A 14447-nucleotide genomic window follows, 5' to 3' on the forward strand; every position below is an offset into this window, starting at 1 on the left:
CATCGCCTTTGAGTCCCTCCGAGCCCGCACGCCTCCAGGCGCTCCGTGAATATGGCGTCCTCGACACGCCGCCCGAGGCCGCATTCGACCGCATCACCGAGCTTGCCGCCGAGCTCTTCGACGCGCCGATCGCGCTCGTCTCGCTGGTCGACGCCGACCGCCAGTGGTTCAAGTCGGCGATCGGCCTGCCGGTTTCCGAGACGCCGCGGGCCTACGCCTTCTGCGACCACACCATCCGTACGGACGAGGTGATGGTGGTGCCCGACGCCACCGCCGACGACCGCTTCCGCGACAATCCGCTGGTGCTGGACGATCCGCTGATCCGCTTCTACGCCGGCGCGCCCCTCACCCTGCCCAGCGGACTGCGCATCGGCTCGCTCTGCGTCATCGACCGCCAGCCGCGCCCGCCGCTCAGCGAAAAGGATCGCCGCCGCCTCGCCATCCTGGCCGCCGCGGTCGTCGGCGAGCTGAACCTGCGGCTCGCCAATCAGCGCCTGGACCAGGCCCGCAAGGTGGCCGAGGCCGCCGCCGAGGCCCGGTCCGAGTTCCTCGCCAACATGAGCCACGAGCTGCGCACGCCGCTCACCAGCATCATCGGCTACTCCGGCATCCTCGCCGCCGCCCAGACCCTGCCCGAGCGCGAGCGGCATTTCGTGCAGCGCATCAATTCCGCGAGCCAGGCCCTGCTCGCCATCGTCAACGACGTCCTCGACCTCACCCGCCTCGACTCCGGCGCCGAGGACGAGCCGCCTGAGAAGGCCGACATCCGCCAGATCGCCGAGACGGCCTTGGGCATCGTCGCCGAACAGGCGCGCGCCAAGGGCCTCGACCTGCGCCTGGAGGCGCCGGGCGCCCTGCCCGAGCTCCACGTGCCCACCGCACGCCTGCGCCAGATCCTGCTGAATCTGCTGTCCAATGCGGTGAAGTTCACCGAGACGGGCCATGTGACCCTGTCGCTCGCCGCCGACGAGCGCCGCTTCACCATCCGCGTCGCCGATACCGGCGTGGGCATCGCCAAGGACCGTCAGGCCGAGGTGTTCGACCGGTTCGTCCAGGCCGACAGCTCGGTGGCGAAGAAGTACGGCGGCACAGGCCTTGGCCTCACCATCTCCCGGCGCCTCGCCGAGCGCATGGGCGGAGAGCTCAGCGTCGAGAGCACGCCCGGCGAGGGCAGCGTGTTCACGCTTGCCCTCCCCCTGGTCCTGGCGCCGGCCTAGGTCCGAAACCAGCCGCCCACCACGCAGGTCGCCACGCCGTCGCGGACCGTCACCGTCGTCCGCCGTACGGGCCCCGGCTGGAAGATCGTGGTCCCCCGGGCCGTGGTCACCGTCAGCACATAGGGCGCGTTGAACTGGCAGATCCGATAGATCTTCCCGTCCTCGCGGAATCCGGCGCAGCTCGCATGGCCGTGCCGGCGGGTGAAGGTGGCGTCGCCGTAGGTGAAGGTCATCGGCTGGCGGCGGCCCAGCGCGGGCGGCGCCTGCACGACCGGGCAAGCCGGTCCGGAGATCCCGTCCCAGGCCGCCTTCTCGGCCCGCGCCGCGTACCAGGTGCGGAAGACGTCCAGCAGCGGCACGCTGGCCACCATCACCAGCACGCCCGCCATCGCGGCGGTCTGCAGCCCGTCGACCAACCGCGTCCCCCTTCGGGCTGCATGCAGCGTCATGGCCATGGTGATCCTCCCGCTCCAGGATGATAAAGTTACACATGTAATTCGCCACGCTGCAAGAGCGCCGGCTCGTCGGCCATGCCTGGCCGCCAGGTCGAGCAGGACCGTAGAATTACGGGAAGGCCGGCCTTCGAAAACCGCGGTTATCGTTCGCCGCGGAGAGGCCCATGCCGACCTATCGCGCCTATCTGATGAGCCCGCTCGCGCGCATCCTCGAAGGGCACTGGATCGAAGCCGAGAGCGATGAGGAGGCCTTCGCGCGCGCCCGCGGCCTTTGCCGCGCCGACGCGCCTCGGGTGGAGCTCTGGCTTCGCGACCGCCGGGTCGGCGTCATCACGCGCGACGCGCCGCAGCCCGGAGACAACGGCGGTTCGCCGGCCTAGCCGCAGCAGCCTGCGTCGGACGAGGCGTCGCAGGAGAAGGAATCCAGCCGCTCGGCCCCCTGCCAGAGCTCGCATTGGAACGGTTGGCCCGCGCACAGCGCCATCGCCTTGGCCTTTGCGTCCGCCACGTCCTTGGCTTCCAGCCAGTCCCCAACCGCGATCTTGCCTTCGATGGTCATCTTGTAGAGGCGGAAGGTCGGCACATTGATTCCTTGTGTCGGGCAGCGGACGGTCCGCGCGTTTGACGTCGCGCGTTTGAACGATCACTGAACCAAGGCCAAGCTCGGAAGCCCGCCGCCCCTGTGGAGGAGCCCAACATGACCGATCGAACGTCAGCTCCGCGGGACGGCGGCTGCCGCTGCGGCCAGGTCCGCTTCCGTCTGTCGGGTCCGGCGCTGATCACCATGGCCTGCCACTGCCGCGGCTGTCAGAAGATGACCGCCAGCGCCTTCTCGCTCAGCACCCTTGTCGCCGACGAGGCTTTCGAGATCATCGCCGGCGAGCCCGTCGTCGGCGGCGCCGGCAGTCCCGACCTGCGCCACTTCTTCTGCCCCAAGTGCATGAGCTGGATGTTCACCCGGCCCGACGCCATCGGACCGTTCGTCAACGTGCGCAGCACCCTCCTCGACGATCCCTCCGGCCTGGAGCCCTTCGTCGAGACCCAGACCGCCGAGAAGCTCCCCTGGGCGACCACCCCCGCCCGCCACAGCTTCGACCGCTTCCCCGGCCCGGACGACTTCGGTCCGCTGATGGCGGAGTACGCCGGGCGCCCGGGCTGACGTCCTCGCGTTCAGTCGCTCCGCGACAGCTCCCCCGAGGGGGGAGCATCTATCCTTCCCCCGTCAGATCGCCTGGCTTCACCCCCGGCGCGGTGCTCCACACCACCTTGCCTCGCCTGAGCGCCTCGCGCTCCTCCGGCGTCTCGTCGGGATGGTCGGTGAACTTGCGCACGATCACCGTCATCGGCTGCGCCATTTCGGCGGCGTCCTGCGCCACCAGCCGCTCGCAGTACTTGCGCGGCGAAAGCCTCGGCGCCTGCCAGCGGATCAGGTCGAACTTGAACCGGCAGGCCCAGACATTGCCCGGCGTCACCTCGCGCGCCAGCTCGCGGGTCTCGTCGAACAGGTAGTCGCCCTGGAACTGCCGGGCGTCCACGTACATGTCCTGGAACTCGGGGATGCGGTTCACCCAGCGATAGACGGTGGCGGGCGTCGGCAGGTGCTCCTCCCGGCAGATCGAGATCAGGCTCTCGCCGTTGGCCAGCCGGAAGCAGATCTCCTCGCCGATCTCGGGCGTATAGGTCGGCTCATGCCCGCCGTCCCGGCGGGTCAGCGCCGCCCGCCGCGCTTTCCGCTCGGCCTCCCGCGCCCGGTCGGCCAGTCGCCGTTCCAGACGCGCCCGCCGCTGCGCCGCCGCCAGCCGCTCGCCGAACTCCACATGGCTCCGCCGCCAGACGCCGATGGCCGTCCGGCTCGGCATCCTCGGGTCCTGCTCCAGCGCGCCCAGGCTCTCGCCCATCGCCACCCGCGCCACGATCTCGTCGGCCAGGGCTTCGGTGAAACGCACATGCTCCCGCCGCGGGAGCCCGCCCCCGCGGCCCCAGGCGGGTCCGCCGTTCTCCATGCCGATTGTCCGCAAGCACGGCCACACGCCGCCCATCTGTAAGGTGGCTCAACCCCGTGGGAATGTCAAGAACAAATGGAGAACATCGCGCCACCACCCTCCAGCTACCACCCTCTGCTCATCCCCCGTTCATCCGACCGCCGCTTCACTCCCCGGCTGGCGGCGGCTCAGTGGGGGTGCGCGACCGCGCCGCACCCTGCCGGACCGCCGCCTGAGTTACGCTTCCCCCGCGTGTCAGCCGGAGCCCGCCCATAGTGCGTCACGTGACCCGAACCTTCGCCCTGGCGGCCCTCGCCGCCGCCACATCCGCCGCCGCGCATGCCGCCGGCCCGTCGCGTCCCGCCGGCCTGCCCTGGGTCGTCCAGCCCGCCGACGCCGCGTGCCGCACCGAGCTCGAGCTCGTCGCCCGCTCGGGCGCGGTGACGCCGGTGACGCTCACCTCCGACGGCCAGATCGTCAGCCTCACCTTCGCCAAGCCCGACCTGCCCGAGCGCGCCTTCCTGCCGATCCGGGTCGACCGCAACCGCTATTCCAACCTGATGCTGCGCCGCGCCGACGGCGTCACGGGCGAGCTGGTCCTCTCGGAGGAGACCGAGGCCGCCATGCGCAAGGGCGCGACGCTCGACATCGCCTGGCTGGGCGAGGAGCCGGTGTCCACCACGCTCGCGGGTTCGGAACAGGGGCTGACGGACCTGCGCGTCTGCGGCGCCCAGATCGCCAGCCAGGCGCGCGCCCGCGCGACCGCCGAGGCCGAGGCCAGGGCCCGCGCCGAGGAGGACGCCCGCAAGCAGGCCGTCGTCCAGGCCCAGCTCGAGGCCGCGCGCGCCCAGACGGCCGCCGCCGAGGCGCAACGTCAAAGGGTCAAGGAAGAAGCCGAGCGCCAGCGCCGCCAGGAGGCTCAGGAGCGCGAACGCGCCTACGCCGAGGCGCGCCAGCGGGAATACGACTACGCCGAAGCCCGCCGTCGCCAGACCTGGGAAGACGAGCAGGACGAGTACGCCCGGCCGCCGCTCCAGCCCCGTTACCCGATCTATCCGCAGCCCCAGCCCTATCCGTACCGCCGCTGGTAGTCACCGCCCCCCATCGCGGCAGCGATGGCGGAAGGGGGCAGGACGGCGCCTCAGTGCATCGTGCCGGCGACGATCTCCAGCTTGTTGCCGTCCGGGTCGAACAGCACGCAGCCGTAGTAGTCCGGCGAGATGTCCGGATGCAGGCCGGCCGGCCGCACGGGCTCGGCGCCCGCCGCGATCGCCGCCGCATAGGCTTCGTCCACCTCGGCCCGGCTGCCGGCGGTGAAGGCGATGTGGGTCCCGAGCCCGGCCACCTGCGCGCCGCTCACCGGATACAGATAGAGATGGCCGCCCACGCCGCCGGGGCCGTAGGCCAGCTCCTTCTCGCTCACCACCGAGGCCGCCACGCCCAGCGGCCCGAAGAAGGCGTCGTAGAACCTGCGCGCCGCATCCAGGTCGCGCACGCCGAGCGAAAGATGGTCGAACATGGAAATGGCCTCCTCCGGCAGAGCTTGAACCTCCTAGGTAGGAACGGCGAAGCCGTCTTTCACCGCCAAGACGCCCAAGGTCTCGAAGATGTGCTCTGTCGGCGCGGGCTCCTTGGCGCTCTTGGCGTCTTGGCGGTTTGAAACGACGAAGGCGCCGCTCGCGCGACGCCTCCGAAGTTCCATCGCGCCGGCGGCGCCTTACTCCGCGCCCGCCTTCTTGCGGTAGTCCAGCGGCGGCGGGCGGTCTCCGACCATCGCCTTGTACTGGAAGTTCGGCCCGCGCTTCTGGTCGAGTTCGGACTTGGCCTGCGCGATGGTCGCCGGGTCGCGCAACAGCGCGGCCCCGGTCAGGGCCATGGACTTGGCCGCGACCACGCCGCCCTTGGTCGCCATGCTGGTGCCGCCGGCGGCCACCGCCTGCCACGAGTGGCCGGGCGTGCCGGGCACCCAGGTCGCCGCGCTCATGCCGACGGTCGGCGTCACCCAGCTCACATCGGCCACGTCGGTCGAGCCGCCGCCCGCGCCGCCGATCTTCATCGGCTGCACCTCGGCCGCGCTCTCCAGCTTGGCGTTGGTGGTCGGCAGCTGCTTCTGCATGGCCTCGGCAAAGGCCCGCTCCTGGCCGTCCCAGACCACGCCGCCCACGTCGCGCAGGTTCGCGTCCATCACCTTGGCCAGTGTTTCGTTGGGCAGCATGTTGTACACGCCGCCGGTCTGCTCGAAGGCGACCTTGGTCTCAGTGGCCAGCGCCGCGCCGTCGGCGGCCTTCTTCACCCGCTCCATTACGTCCCGGACCACCTGCGGGTCGGCGTGGCGGACGTAGTAATAGACCTCGGCCTTCTCCGGCACGACGTTGGGCGCCTGGCCGCCGTCGGTGATCACGTAGTGGATGCGGGTCCCGTCCGGCACGTGCTCGCGCATCATGTTCACCGCATTGTCCAACACCTCCACGCCATCCAGCGCCGAGCGGCCGCGCCACGGCGCGCCCGAGGCGTGCGAGGAGGCGCCGGTGAACCGGAACTTGCCGCTGATGTTGGCCAGGCTGACGCCCTGGCTCGCGTTGTTGGAGTCGCCGGGGTGCCAATGGATCGTGGCGTCCACGTCCTTGAAGAGGCCGGCGCGCACCAGATAGACCTTGCCCGAACCGCCTTCCTCGGCGGGCGAGCCATAGACCCGGACCTCGCCCTTCACGCCGTTGGCGACCATCCATTCCTTCAGGCTGATCGCCGCCTGCACGGACGCCGCGCCGAACACGTGGTGGCCGCAGGCGTGGCCGGCCACGCCGGGCACGACCTTCCGTTCGGGGCTCGCCGCCTGGGCCAGGCCCGGCAGCGCGTCGTATTCCGCCAGGATCGCCAGCACCGGCCCGTCGCCCGTCTTGAAGCTGCCGACGAAGGCCGTCGGCATGCCCGCGACGCCGGCCTCGACCTTGAAGCCCGCCTTCTTCAGCTCGGCCTGCAGCAGGGCCGAGCTCTTGTGCTCCTGATAGCCGACCTCCGCGAAGCCCCAGATCTGCTTGGCCACCTCGCCGAGGCGCGGACCCGCCTTGTCCACGCTGGCCTTGATCTGCGCCCGGTCCTGCGCCGACAGCTCGGCCGCCTGCGCCATCCCCGCGAACGCCAGCGCCGCCACGGCGCCCAGAAGAACCCGCTTCATCGAAAAGCCCCCACGACTGAACTCGAGCGGCACTCTAAGCGCGGATTCCGGCCTCGCAATTGGTGTGTTCGAAACGGGGTTACGCGGGCTCGTAATTCAGGATCGGCGCTAGCCAGCGCTCCGCCGTGCGCATGTCCCAGCCCTTCCGGCGGGCATAGTCCTGCACCTGGTCGCGCTCGATGCGGCCCACGCCGAAGTAGTGGCTCTCCGGGTGCGCGAAGTAGAGGCCGGACACCGCCGCCGGCGGCGTCATGGCGAAGCTCTCCGTCAGCTCGATCCCCGCGGTGTCCGTGGCGCTCAGCAGCTCGAACAGCGTCGCCTTCTCCGTGTGGTCGGGTTGCGCCGGATAGCCCGGCGCCGGGCGGATGCCGCGATAGGTCTCGGCGATCAGCGCGTCGACGTCGAACGGCTCGTCGGGCGCATAGCCCCACAGCTCGGTCCGCACCTTGCGGTGCAGGGCCTCGGCGAAGGCCTCCGCCAGCCGGTCGGCCAGGGCGGTGAACAGGATCGCCGAATAGTCGTCGCCGGCGTCCTTGAAGGCCTTGGCCTGGGCAAGCTCCCCGTGGCCCGCGGTGACCGCGAAGCCGCCGATCCAGTCGGGCTTGGTCCCGACCGGCGCGACGAAATCGGCGAGCGCGACGTTGGCCCCGTCCCCGCTCTTGATCATCTGCTGGCGCAGGGTGTGCAGCCGCGTGAGCTCGCTCTGCCGGCTCTCGTCCGCATAGAGCACGATGTCGTCGCCGTCGGCGTTGGCCGGCCAGAAGCCCACCACCCCGCGGGCCTCCAGCAGGCCTTCTTGGATAATGCGGTCCAGCATCCGCTGGGCGTCGTTGAAGAGGTCCGTGGCGGCCTTCCCGACCACGTCGTCGGTCAGGATGTCGGGGAACCGGCCCACCAGCTCCCAGCTGGCGAAGAACGGGGTCCAGTCGATGTGCCGGCGCAGCTCGGGCAGGTCGTAGGGCGCGAAGGTGCGCGTCCCCAGGAAGCTCGGCTTCGGCGGCTCATAGACCGTCCAGTCCGGCGTGAAGGCGTTGTCCCGCGCTTCCTGCAGCGTCGCCCGGGCGCGATTGCCCTGCCCGCGCGCGAACTGCTCGCGCACCTTCTCGTAGTCGGCGGCCGTCTCGGCCAGGAACCGGGCCTTCTCCGTGGGCGACAGCAGGTTCGAGACCACGCCCACCGCCCGGCTCGCGTCCAGCACATAGGTGGTCGAGCCCGACGGATAGCGCGGCTGGATCTTCACCGCCGTGTGGGTCTTGGACGTGGTCGCGCCGCCGATCAGCAGCGGGACCTTGAAGCCCCGTCGCTCCATCTCGGCCGCCACGAAGCTCATCTCGTCCAGGCTGGGCGTGATCAGGCCCGACAGCCCGACGATGTCCGCGCCGCACTTCTCGGCCTCGTCCAGGATCTTGTCCGCCGGGACCATGACGCCCAGGTCGACGACCTCGTAATTGTTACATTGTAACACCACGCCGACGATGTTCTTGCCGATGTCGTGGACGTCGCCCTTGACGGTCGCCATCAGGATCCGGCCGTTGGTCTGCCGCGGCTGACCGTCCTTCTCCGCCTCCATGAAGGGCAGCAGATAGGCCACCGCCTGCTTCATCACCCGCGCCGACTTCACCACCTGCGGCAGGAACATCTTGCCCGCGCCGAACAGGTCGCCGACCACGTTCATGCCGTCCATCAGCGGGCCTTCGATGACGTGAAGCGGCCGCTCCGCCTTCTGCCGCGCCTCTTCCGTGTCGGCCTCGATCCAGTCGGTGATGCCGTGCACCAGCGCATGCGTCAGCCGGGCTTCCACGGGCTGCTCGCGCCAGGCCAGGTTCTCGACCTTGGCCTCGCCCTTTTGGCCCTTGTACTTGGGCGCCAGGTCGACCAGCCGCTCGGTGTTCGAGACGGCGCCCCTCGCGGGCCGGTTCAGGATCACGTCCTCGACCGCCTCGCGCAGCTCGGGATCGATGTCGTCATAGACCGGCAGATCGCCCGCGTTGACGATGCCCATGTCCATGCCCGCCGCGATGGCGTGGTACAGGAACACCGAGTGGATCGCCCGGCGTACCGGCTCGTTGCCGCGGAACGAGAAGCTGACGTTGGACACCCCGCCCGAGATCCGGGCGTGCGGGCACGCCGCCTTGATCCGCCGCGTCGCCTCGATGAAGTCGACGGCGTAGTTGTCGTGCTCCTCGATCCCCGTCGCCACCGCGAAGATGTTCGGGTCGAAGATGATGTCCTCTGGCGGGAAGCCCACTTGGTCGGTCAGGATCCGGTAGGCCCGCTGGCAAATCTCGACCTTGCGATCGGCCGTGTCCGCCTGCCCGACCTCGTCGAAGGCCATCACCACCACCGCCGCGCCGTAGCGCAGGCAGGCCTTGGCCTGTTCGATGAACTTCTCTTCGCCTTCCTTCAGGCTGATCGAGTTGACGATCGACTTGCCCTGCACGCACTGCAGTCCGGCCTCGATCACCTCCCACTTGGAGCTGTCGATCATCACCGGCACCCGGGCGATGTCGGGCTCGGCGGCCACCAGGTTCAGGAACGTCCGCATGGCCGCCACCGAGTCCAGCAGGCCCTCGTCCATGTTGACGTCGATGACCTGGGCGCCCGCCTCGACCTGCTGGCGCGCGACGCTCAGCGCCTCGGGGTACTGGCCCTCGGCGATCAGCTTCCGGAATTTGGCCGAGCCGGTGACGTTCGTCCGTTCACCGACGTTCACGAAGATGGGGCGCAACTCAACCTGCCTTGGGAGGAACTAGGGCCGGCAGTCCGTCGATGGACTGGGCGTTGGTGGCGTATCGGCGGGCGGTCCACTCGTCGATCGGCCGGTGCTCGACCCAGCGGCGAAGCTGATCGCGTTCGCCGCGGTAGTCGTAGAAGGGGATGCTCCAGCCGCAGCTGTCGGCGATGCGGGTGAGCTGGACCACGATCACGGCCCGGGCCCGGTCATAGCCCGGGAAACGCGCCAGCAGGCCGGGGAACTCCGGATCGTGCAGCGCCACCGCCCGCCCGCGGCCGTACAGCCGCAGGATCTTCGGCGCGCCGTCGAAGGCGCAGAACATCAGGGTGATGCGGCCGTTCTCCTGGACGTGCGCCATGGTCTCGGCGCCCGATCCGCCCAGGTCCAGGTAGGCGACGGTCCGCGGGTCCAGCACGACGAAGGTGTCGTAGCCCTTGGGCGACACATTCACCGAGCCGTCCCCCGCCAGCGGCGCCGTGCCGACGAAGAACATCTTCTGCGCCGCGATGAAGGCGATCAGATCCTCGTCGAGCTGTTCGAAGGTCTGGCTCATCAGGCGAGCTCGAACGGCTCCAGGCCCGCCAGCCGCATCGCGGTGGGACGTTCCGGGATCTGCCGCGGCGTGACGCCCTTCACGGCGTCGGCGACGTGGCGGATGTGGTCCGGCGTCGTGCCGCAGCAGCCGCCCAGGATGTTCACCAGCCCGTGCTCGGCCCACTCGTGCAGCATGTGGCCCGTCTCGTGCGGCTGCTCGTCGTACTCGCCCATCGCGTTGGGCAGGCCGGCGTTCGGATAGGCGCTGACCAGGGTGTCGGCGATCCGCGCGAGCTCGGCGATGTGCGGCCGCATCAGCTCGGCGCCGAGCGCGCAGTTCAGGCCCACAGCGAACGGCTTGGCGTGCCGCACCGAGTTCCAGAACGCCTCGACCGTCTGGCCCGACAGCGTCCGGCCCGAGCGGTCGGTGATGGTGCCCGATATCCAGATCGGCAGCGGCTCGTAGCCCTGGTCCTCCAGGTCCATGATCGCCTTGATCGCGGCCTTGCAGTTCAGGGTGTCGGTGATGGTCTCCACGAGGAACAGGTCGACGCCGCCCTCGTGCAGCGCCCGCACCTGCTCGGAATAGGCGTCATAGACCTGCTCGAAGGTCACCTTCCGCGCGCCCGGGTCGTTGACGTCCGAGCTCATCGACAGCATCACCGGCAGCGGCCCGATGGAGCCCGCCACGAACCGCGGCTTCTTCGGCTCCTTCGCCGTCCAGGCGTCGGCGGCGGCCCGCGCGACCTTCGCCCCCTCGAAGTTGATGTCCCAAACCGCCGCCTCCATGCCGTACTCGGCCTGGGCGATGGTGGTCGCCGAGAAGGTGTTGGTCTCCGAGATGTCGGCGCCGGCGGCATAATAGGCGTCGTGCAGCTCGGCGATGATGTCGGGCCGGGTGACGCACAGCAGGTCGTTGTTGCCGCGCAGCTCGCCGGGCGCGCCCTTGAACCGCTCGCCGCGGTAATCGGCCTCGGCCAGCCCGCGCTTCTGGATCATCACGCCCCAGGAGCCGTCCAGGATCAGCACCCGCTCCTTGGCGGCCGCCTTGAGGGCCGCGATGCGCTCAGCTCGCGTCATGCCGCGGCCTCCTTGGTCTCAGGTCCGGTGTCGCGCACGCCCAGCACCCGGCAGATGGCGTAGGTCAGGTCGGCGCGGTTCAGGGTGTAGAAGTGGAAGTCGCCGAAGCCCTCTTCGGCCAGCCGTGCGCACATCTCGCTCGAGATGGACGCCGCCAGCAGACGGCGGGTCTCGGCATCCTTGTCCAGGCCGTCGAACAGGTTGCCCAGCCACGCGGGCAGCTCGATGCCGATAGGCCCGGCCATCTTCTTCAGGCCCGCGTAGTTGGTCACGGGCATGATCCCCGGCGAAATCGGGATGGCGACGCCCGCCTTCCGCACGCGCTCCATGAAGCGCAGGAAGCCGTCCACGTCGAAGAAGAACTGGGTGATCGCCCGGGTCGCGCCGGCGTCGATCTTGGCCTTCAGCACGTCGATGTCGTGGTCGATGGACGGGCTCTCGGGGTGGACGTGCGGATAGAGGCCGACGCTCACCTCGAAGTCGCCGATGGCGCGAATCCCGGCCGTCAGCTCGGTGGCGTTGGCGTACCCGTCGGGCCGCGGGTCGTAGCGGCCGCCGATCTGGCCGGGCGGGTCGCCTCGCAGGGCCACGATGTGGCGGATGCCCGAGGCCCAGTAGTCGCGGATCACCTCGTCCACCTCGCCGCGGCTGGCTTCCACGCAGGTCAGGTGCGCGGCCGGCTTCAGCGTCGTCTCGGACAGCATGCGCAGGACGGTGCGGTGGGTGCGGTCGCGGGTCGAGCCGCCGGCGCCATAGGTCACCGACACGAACGAGGGGTTCAGCGGCTCGAGGCGGCGGATCGCCTCCCACAGCTTCTCCTCCGCCTCGGGCGTCTTGGGCGGCGAAAACTCGAACGAGACGTTCGGGCGGGGCGTCCCGCCCACGCCGGCGCGGGCGACGGGACCCAGGGCGGTGTTGGCGGGGGTCATGCGGCGGTCCTCTGAGGCTGGCGGGCGCGCTCGGCGGTCCAGATCTTTACGGTCAGGCCCTGCGTGCGGGCCGGCGGCAGCGTCTCGGCGGCCATTCGGTTCAGCCCGCCATCGGCAAGCCAGCGCTTGATCTCGGCGTCCGAGAAGCCGAGGCGGCGGTGCTGGTGCTGCTCGCGCAGGAACTCGAGGTTGTGCGGCGCGAAGTCGACGATCAGCAGCCGGCCGCCGGGCGCGGTGATGCGGGCGGCCTCCTTCACGGCCGCGGCCGGGTCGCCCAGGTAGTGCAGCACCTGGTGGACGACGACCAGGTCGGCGCTTTCGTCGGGCAGGCGCGTGCCGAAAATGTCGCCGTGGCGCAGCTCGCAGCGTTCGAGGCCGGCCTGGGCCACCTGCGCTCGGGCGATGTTCAGCATCTGCTGCGACAGGTCGAGGCCCAGGGCCTGGTCGGCGCGCGGCCCCAGCAGGGTCAGCATGCGGCCGGCGCCGGTTCCGAGGTCCACGAGGCGGCGGAACGGCCCCTGGCCTGCGGCCTTCAGGATCGCGGACTCCACGTCGGCCTCGGCCACGTACAGCGAGCGGATCTCGTCCCACCGGGCGGCGTTGCGGGCGAAGTATTCCCCGGCGTCGGCCGCGCGTTCGGCCTGCACCGCGATCAGGCGTTCGGCGTCCCGCATCAGCGCCGCGTCGGCCAGGTCGACCCGGCGCAGGATCTCGGCCGCCAGCTCGCCGGCGTAGCCCTCCTGCACGAGGCGGTAGAACACCCAGGCGCCGTCGGGGAAACGTTCCACGAGGCCCGCCTCGGCCAGCAGCTTCAGGTGGCGCGAGACACGCGGCTGACTCTGGTCCAACACGCGGCACAGTTCCAGCACCGCCAGCTCCTCACGAGCCAGCAGGGCGAGGATGCGCAAGCGCGTCGGCTCGCCCGCCGCGCGGAGCACGTCAACAGCCTGGGCCGCCGAAAGCTTCATGGCCCATATAAAGATATCTTTATGTCTTTAAGTCAAGAGACGGGGTCGGCCTCGGGCGGCTCCCAGAGCTCGATCTTCACCCCGGCAGGATCCATCAGCCAGGCGAACCGCCCGCTCGGGTCTTCGTCGTTGCGGTCCAGCGGCTCGACGCCCGCCGCGAGCGCGGTCTCCAGCACGCCGTCCAGGTCGTCCACGACGAAGTTGATCATGAACGTCGACCGCGACGGGTCGAAGTAGTTGGTGTCGGCCTTGAAGGGGCTCCACACTTGGTAGCCGCGCTTCAGCGGCGGGAACATGGCGCCGCCCCATTCGGAGACGTCCACGCCCAGGACGCGGCGGTACCATTCGCCCACGGCCTCGCCGTTCTCCGCCTTGAAGAACACGCCGCCGATGCCGAGGACCTTGGCCATGTCCCTACCTCGCTAGGCCGCCACCGGGCTCGCCACGGGCTCCCCGGCCAGGAACAATCGCACGTTCTCCACCGCCTGCGCCACCATGCGAGGGATGGAATCCACGGTGCCGCCCGCCGTGTGGGGCGTCAGTACCGTGTTCGGCACGTCCGCCCAGCGCGTCGGCGGGGTCGGCTCCTGCTCGAAGACGTCCAGCGCCGCGCGGCCCAGCCGGCCGTCCTTCAGCGCCGCGATCAGCGCGTCCTCGTCGATCACCTGACCACGCGCCACGTTGACGATCAGGCCCCGCGGCCCGACCGCTTCGATGACTTCGCGCGAGACCGCCTTGCGGTTCGACTCGTCCGCCCGACACGCCACCACGAGGATGTCGCAGGCCTCCGCGAGCGCGAGCAGGCTGTCGGCCCGCGGCCATCGCGCGGCCTTCGGGTTCGGCCCCCACCAGGCGACCTCCATGCCGAACGCCTCGGCGCGCACCGCCACCGCCTCGCCGATGGCGCCCAGGCCCATGACGCCCAGCGTCCGCCCCTTGAGCCCGGGCCGCGGCCTCACCCGCTCGTCGTTGCGCCAGCCGCCTTCGCGCACGACGCGGTCGCCGGCGACGATGCTGCGCCAGGAGGCCAGCACCAGGCCGATGGCGTGGTCGGCCACGTCGTCGGCGTTCAGCCCCTTCGCGTGGGTCACCTCGATGCCGCGCTCCCGGCACCAGGGCACGTCGACGCCGTCATAACCGACGCTGACGCAGGCGATCAGGCCCAGCTGCGGCAGGCTCTGCAGGAACTCCGGCGGCAGCCGGATCTCGCCCGCATGGACGATCACCCGCGTCGCCGCCCGCTCGGCGTCCGAGAGGTCCCAGCGCGCGGCGACGCGGAAGCCGGCCGCCTCCAGCGGCTGGCGCACGCGCGCCAGCATCTCGTGCGACAGCATCACCACCGGATCGGACATCTGGAACTCCCGCAAGGCAGC

The 14447-nt window shown here is 70.3% G+C and carries 16 protein-coding genes; 4 read left to right on the forward strand and 12 right to left on the reverse strand.

The genetic code is table 11. The annotated features are described in order from the left end of the window. Positions 1 to 8 precede the first annotated feature (8 nt). Positions 9 to 1217: a GAF domain-containing sensor histidine kinase gene (locus tag ACO2Q0_RS05190; RefSeq protein WP_423350412.1), complete on the forward strand. Its 1209-nt coding sequence runs from the start codon at positions 9 to 11 to the stop codon at positions 1215 to 1217. On the opposite strand, the gene ACO2Q0_RS05195 is transcribed toward ACO2Q0_RS05190, so the two are convergent. Continuing rightward, positions 1214 to 1672 carry a hypothetical protein gene (locus tag ACO2Q0_RS05195; RefSeq protein ID WP_423350413.1) on the reverse strand — a complete coding sequence of 153 codons (459 nt, stop codon included), beginning with the start codon at positions 1670 to 1672 and terminating at the stop codon, positions 1214 to 1216. The genes ACO2Q0_RS05190 and ACO2Q0_RS05195 overlap by 4 nt on opposite strands. Positions 1673 to 1836: 164 nt before the next feature. Here ACO2Q0_RS05195 and ACO2Q0_RS05200 point away from each other — a divergent pair, with 164 nt between their 5' ends. Next, complete coding sequence (locus tag ACO2Q0_RS05200; protein WP_423350414.1) at positions 1837 to 2052, forward strand: hypothetical protein; 216 nt, start codon at positions 1837 to 1839, stop codon at positions 2050 to 2052. On the opposite strand, the gene ACO2Q0_RS05205 is transcribed toward ACO2Q0_RS05200, so the two are convergent. Then, positions 2049 to 2255: a hypothetical protein gene (locus ACO2Q0_RS05205; RefSeq protein WP_423350415.1), complete on the reverse strand. Its 207-nt coding sequence runs from the start codon at positions 2253 to 2255 to the stop codon at positions 2049 to 2051. The two genes, ACO2Q0_RS05200 and ACO2Q0_RS05205, sit on opposite strands and share 4 nt — an antisense overlap. A gap of 114 nt (positions 2256 to 2369) precedes the next feature. Between ACO2Q0_RS05205 and ACO2Q0_RS05210 the strand changes: the two genes are divergently transcribed. Next, positions 2370 to 2831, forward strand: a complete 462-nt coding sequence (locus tag ACO2Q0_RS05210; protein WP_423350416.1) for a GFA family protein — start codon at positions 2370 to 2372, stop codon at positions 2829 to 2831. Between the two features lie 49 nt (positions 2832 to 2880). Here the strand turns inward: ACO2Q0_RS05210 and ACO2Q0_RS05215 are convergent, their stop codons facing one another. Further along, entirely contained in the window at positions 2881 to 3618 is a 738-nt protein-coding gene (locus tag ACO2Q0_RS05215; protein ID WP_423350417.1) for a hypothetical protein, read from the reverse strand. Positions 3619 to 3938: 320 nt separating this feature from the next. Here ACO2Q0_RS05215 and ACO2Q0_RS05220 point away from each other — a divergent pair, with 320 nt between their 5' ends. Then, positions 3939 to 4745: a hypothetical protein gene (locus tag ACO2Q0_RS05220; RefSeq protein ID WP_423350418.1), complete on the forward strand. Its 807-nt coding sequence runs from the start codon at positions 3939 to 3941 to the stop codon at positions 4743 to 4745. A 50-nt stretch (positions 4746 to 4795) separates the two neighbouring features. On the opposite strand, the gene ACO2Q0_RS05225 is transcribed toward ACO2Q0_RS05220, so the two are convergent. The 9 genes from ACO2Q0_RS05225 to ACO2Q0_RS05265 form a co-directional block, all read right to left on the reverse strand. Then, positions 4796 to 5173 carry a VOC family protein gene (locus ACO2Q0_RS05225; protein WP_423350419.1) on the reverse strand — a complete coding sequence of 126 codons (378 nt, stop codon included), beginning with the start codon at positions 5171 to 5173 and terminating at the stop codon, positions 4796 to 4798. Between the two features lie 198 nt (positions 5174 to 5371). Further along, complete coding sequence (locus ACO2Q0_RS05230) at positions 5372 to 6829, reverse strand: amidohydrolase (protein WP_423350420.1); 1458 nt, start codon at positions 6827 to 6829, stop codon at positions 5372 to 5374. Between the two features lie 79 nt (positions 6830 to 6908). After that, positions 6909 to 9557: a methionine synthase gene (metH, locus tag ACO2Q0_RS05235; protein WP_423350421.1), complete on the reverse strand. Its 2649-nt coding sequence runs from the start codon at positions 9555 to 9557 to the stop codon at positions 6909 to 6911. A gap of 1 nt (position 9558) precedes the next feature. Further along, positions 9559 to 10116, reverse strand: a complete 558-nt coding sequence (locus ACO2Q0_RS05240; protein WP_423350422.1) for a pyridoxamine 5'-phosphate oxidase family protein — start codon at positions 10114 to 10116, stop codon at positions 9559 to 9561. Beyond that, entirely contained in the window at positions 10116 to 11177 is a 1062-nt protein-coding gene (locus tag ACO2Q0_RS05245) for a homocysteine S-methyltransferase family protein (RefSeq protein WP_423350423.1), read from the reverse strand. The genes ACO2Q0_RS05240 and ACO2Q0_RS05245 overlap by 1 nt, the downstream gene beginning before the upstream one ends. Continuing rightward, positions 11174 to 12106 (reverse strand): methylenetetrahydrofolate reductase [NAD(P)H], encoded by a 933-nt coding sequence (gene metF, locus ACO2Q0_RS05250; protein WP_423350424.1) that lies wholly within the window; start codon positions 12104 to 12106, stop codon positions 11174 to 11176. The genes ACO2Q0_RS05245 and metF overlap by 4 nt, the downstream gene beginning before the upstream one ends. Beyond that, positions 12103 to 13074: an ArsR/SmtB family transcription factor gene (locus ACO2Q0_RS05255; protein WP_423350425.1), complete on the reverse strand. Its 972-nt coding sequence runs from the start codon at positions 13072 to 13074 to the stop codon at positions 12103 to 12105. Before ACO2Q0_RS05255 ends, metF begins: the two co-directional genes overlap by 4 nt. Before the next feature lie 32 nt (positions 13075 to 13106). After that, positions 13107 to 13484, reverse strand: a complete 378-nt coding sequence (locus ACO2Q0_RS05260; RefSeq protein ID WP_423350426.1) for a VOC family protein — start codon at positions 13482 to 13484, stop codon at positions 13107 to 13109. Between the two features lie 12 nt (positions 13485 to 13496). Beyond that, positions 13497 to 14426 (reverse strand): 2-hydroxyacid dehydrogenase, encoded by a 930-nt coding sequence (locus ACO2Q0_RS05265; protein ID WP_423350427.1) that lies wholly within the window; start codon positions 14424 to 14426, stop codon positions 13497 to 13499. Positions 14427 to 14447 lie beyond the last annotated feature (21 nt).

The sequence above is a fragment of the Phenylobacterium sp. VNQ135 genome (assembly GCF_049445735.1).
Lineage (GTDB): Bacteria > Pseudomonadota > Alphaproteobacteria > Caulobacterales > Caulobacteraceae > Phenylobacterium.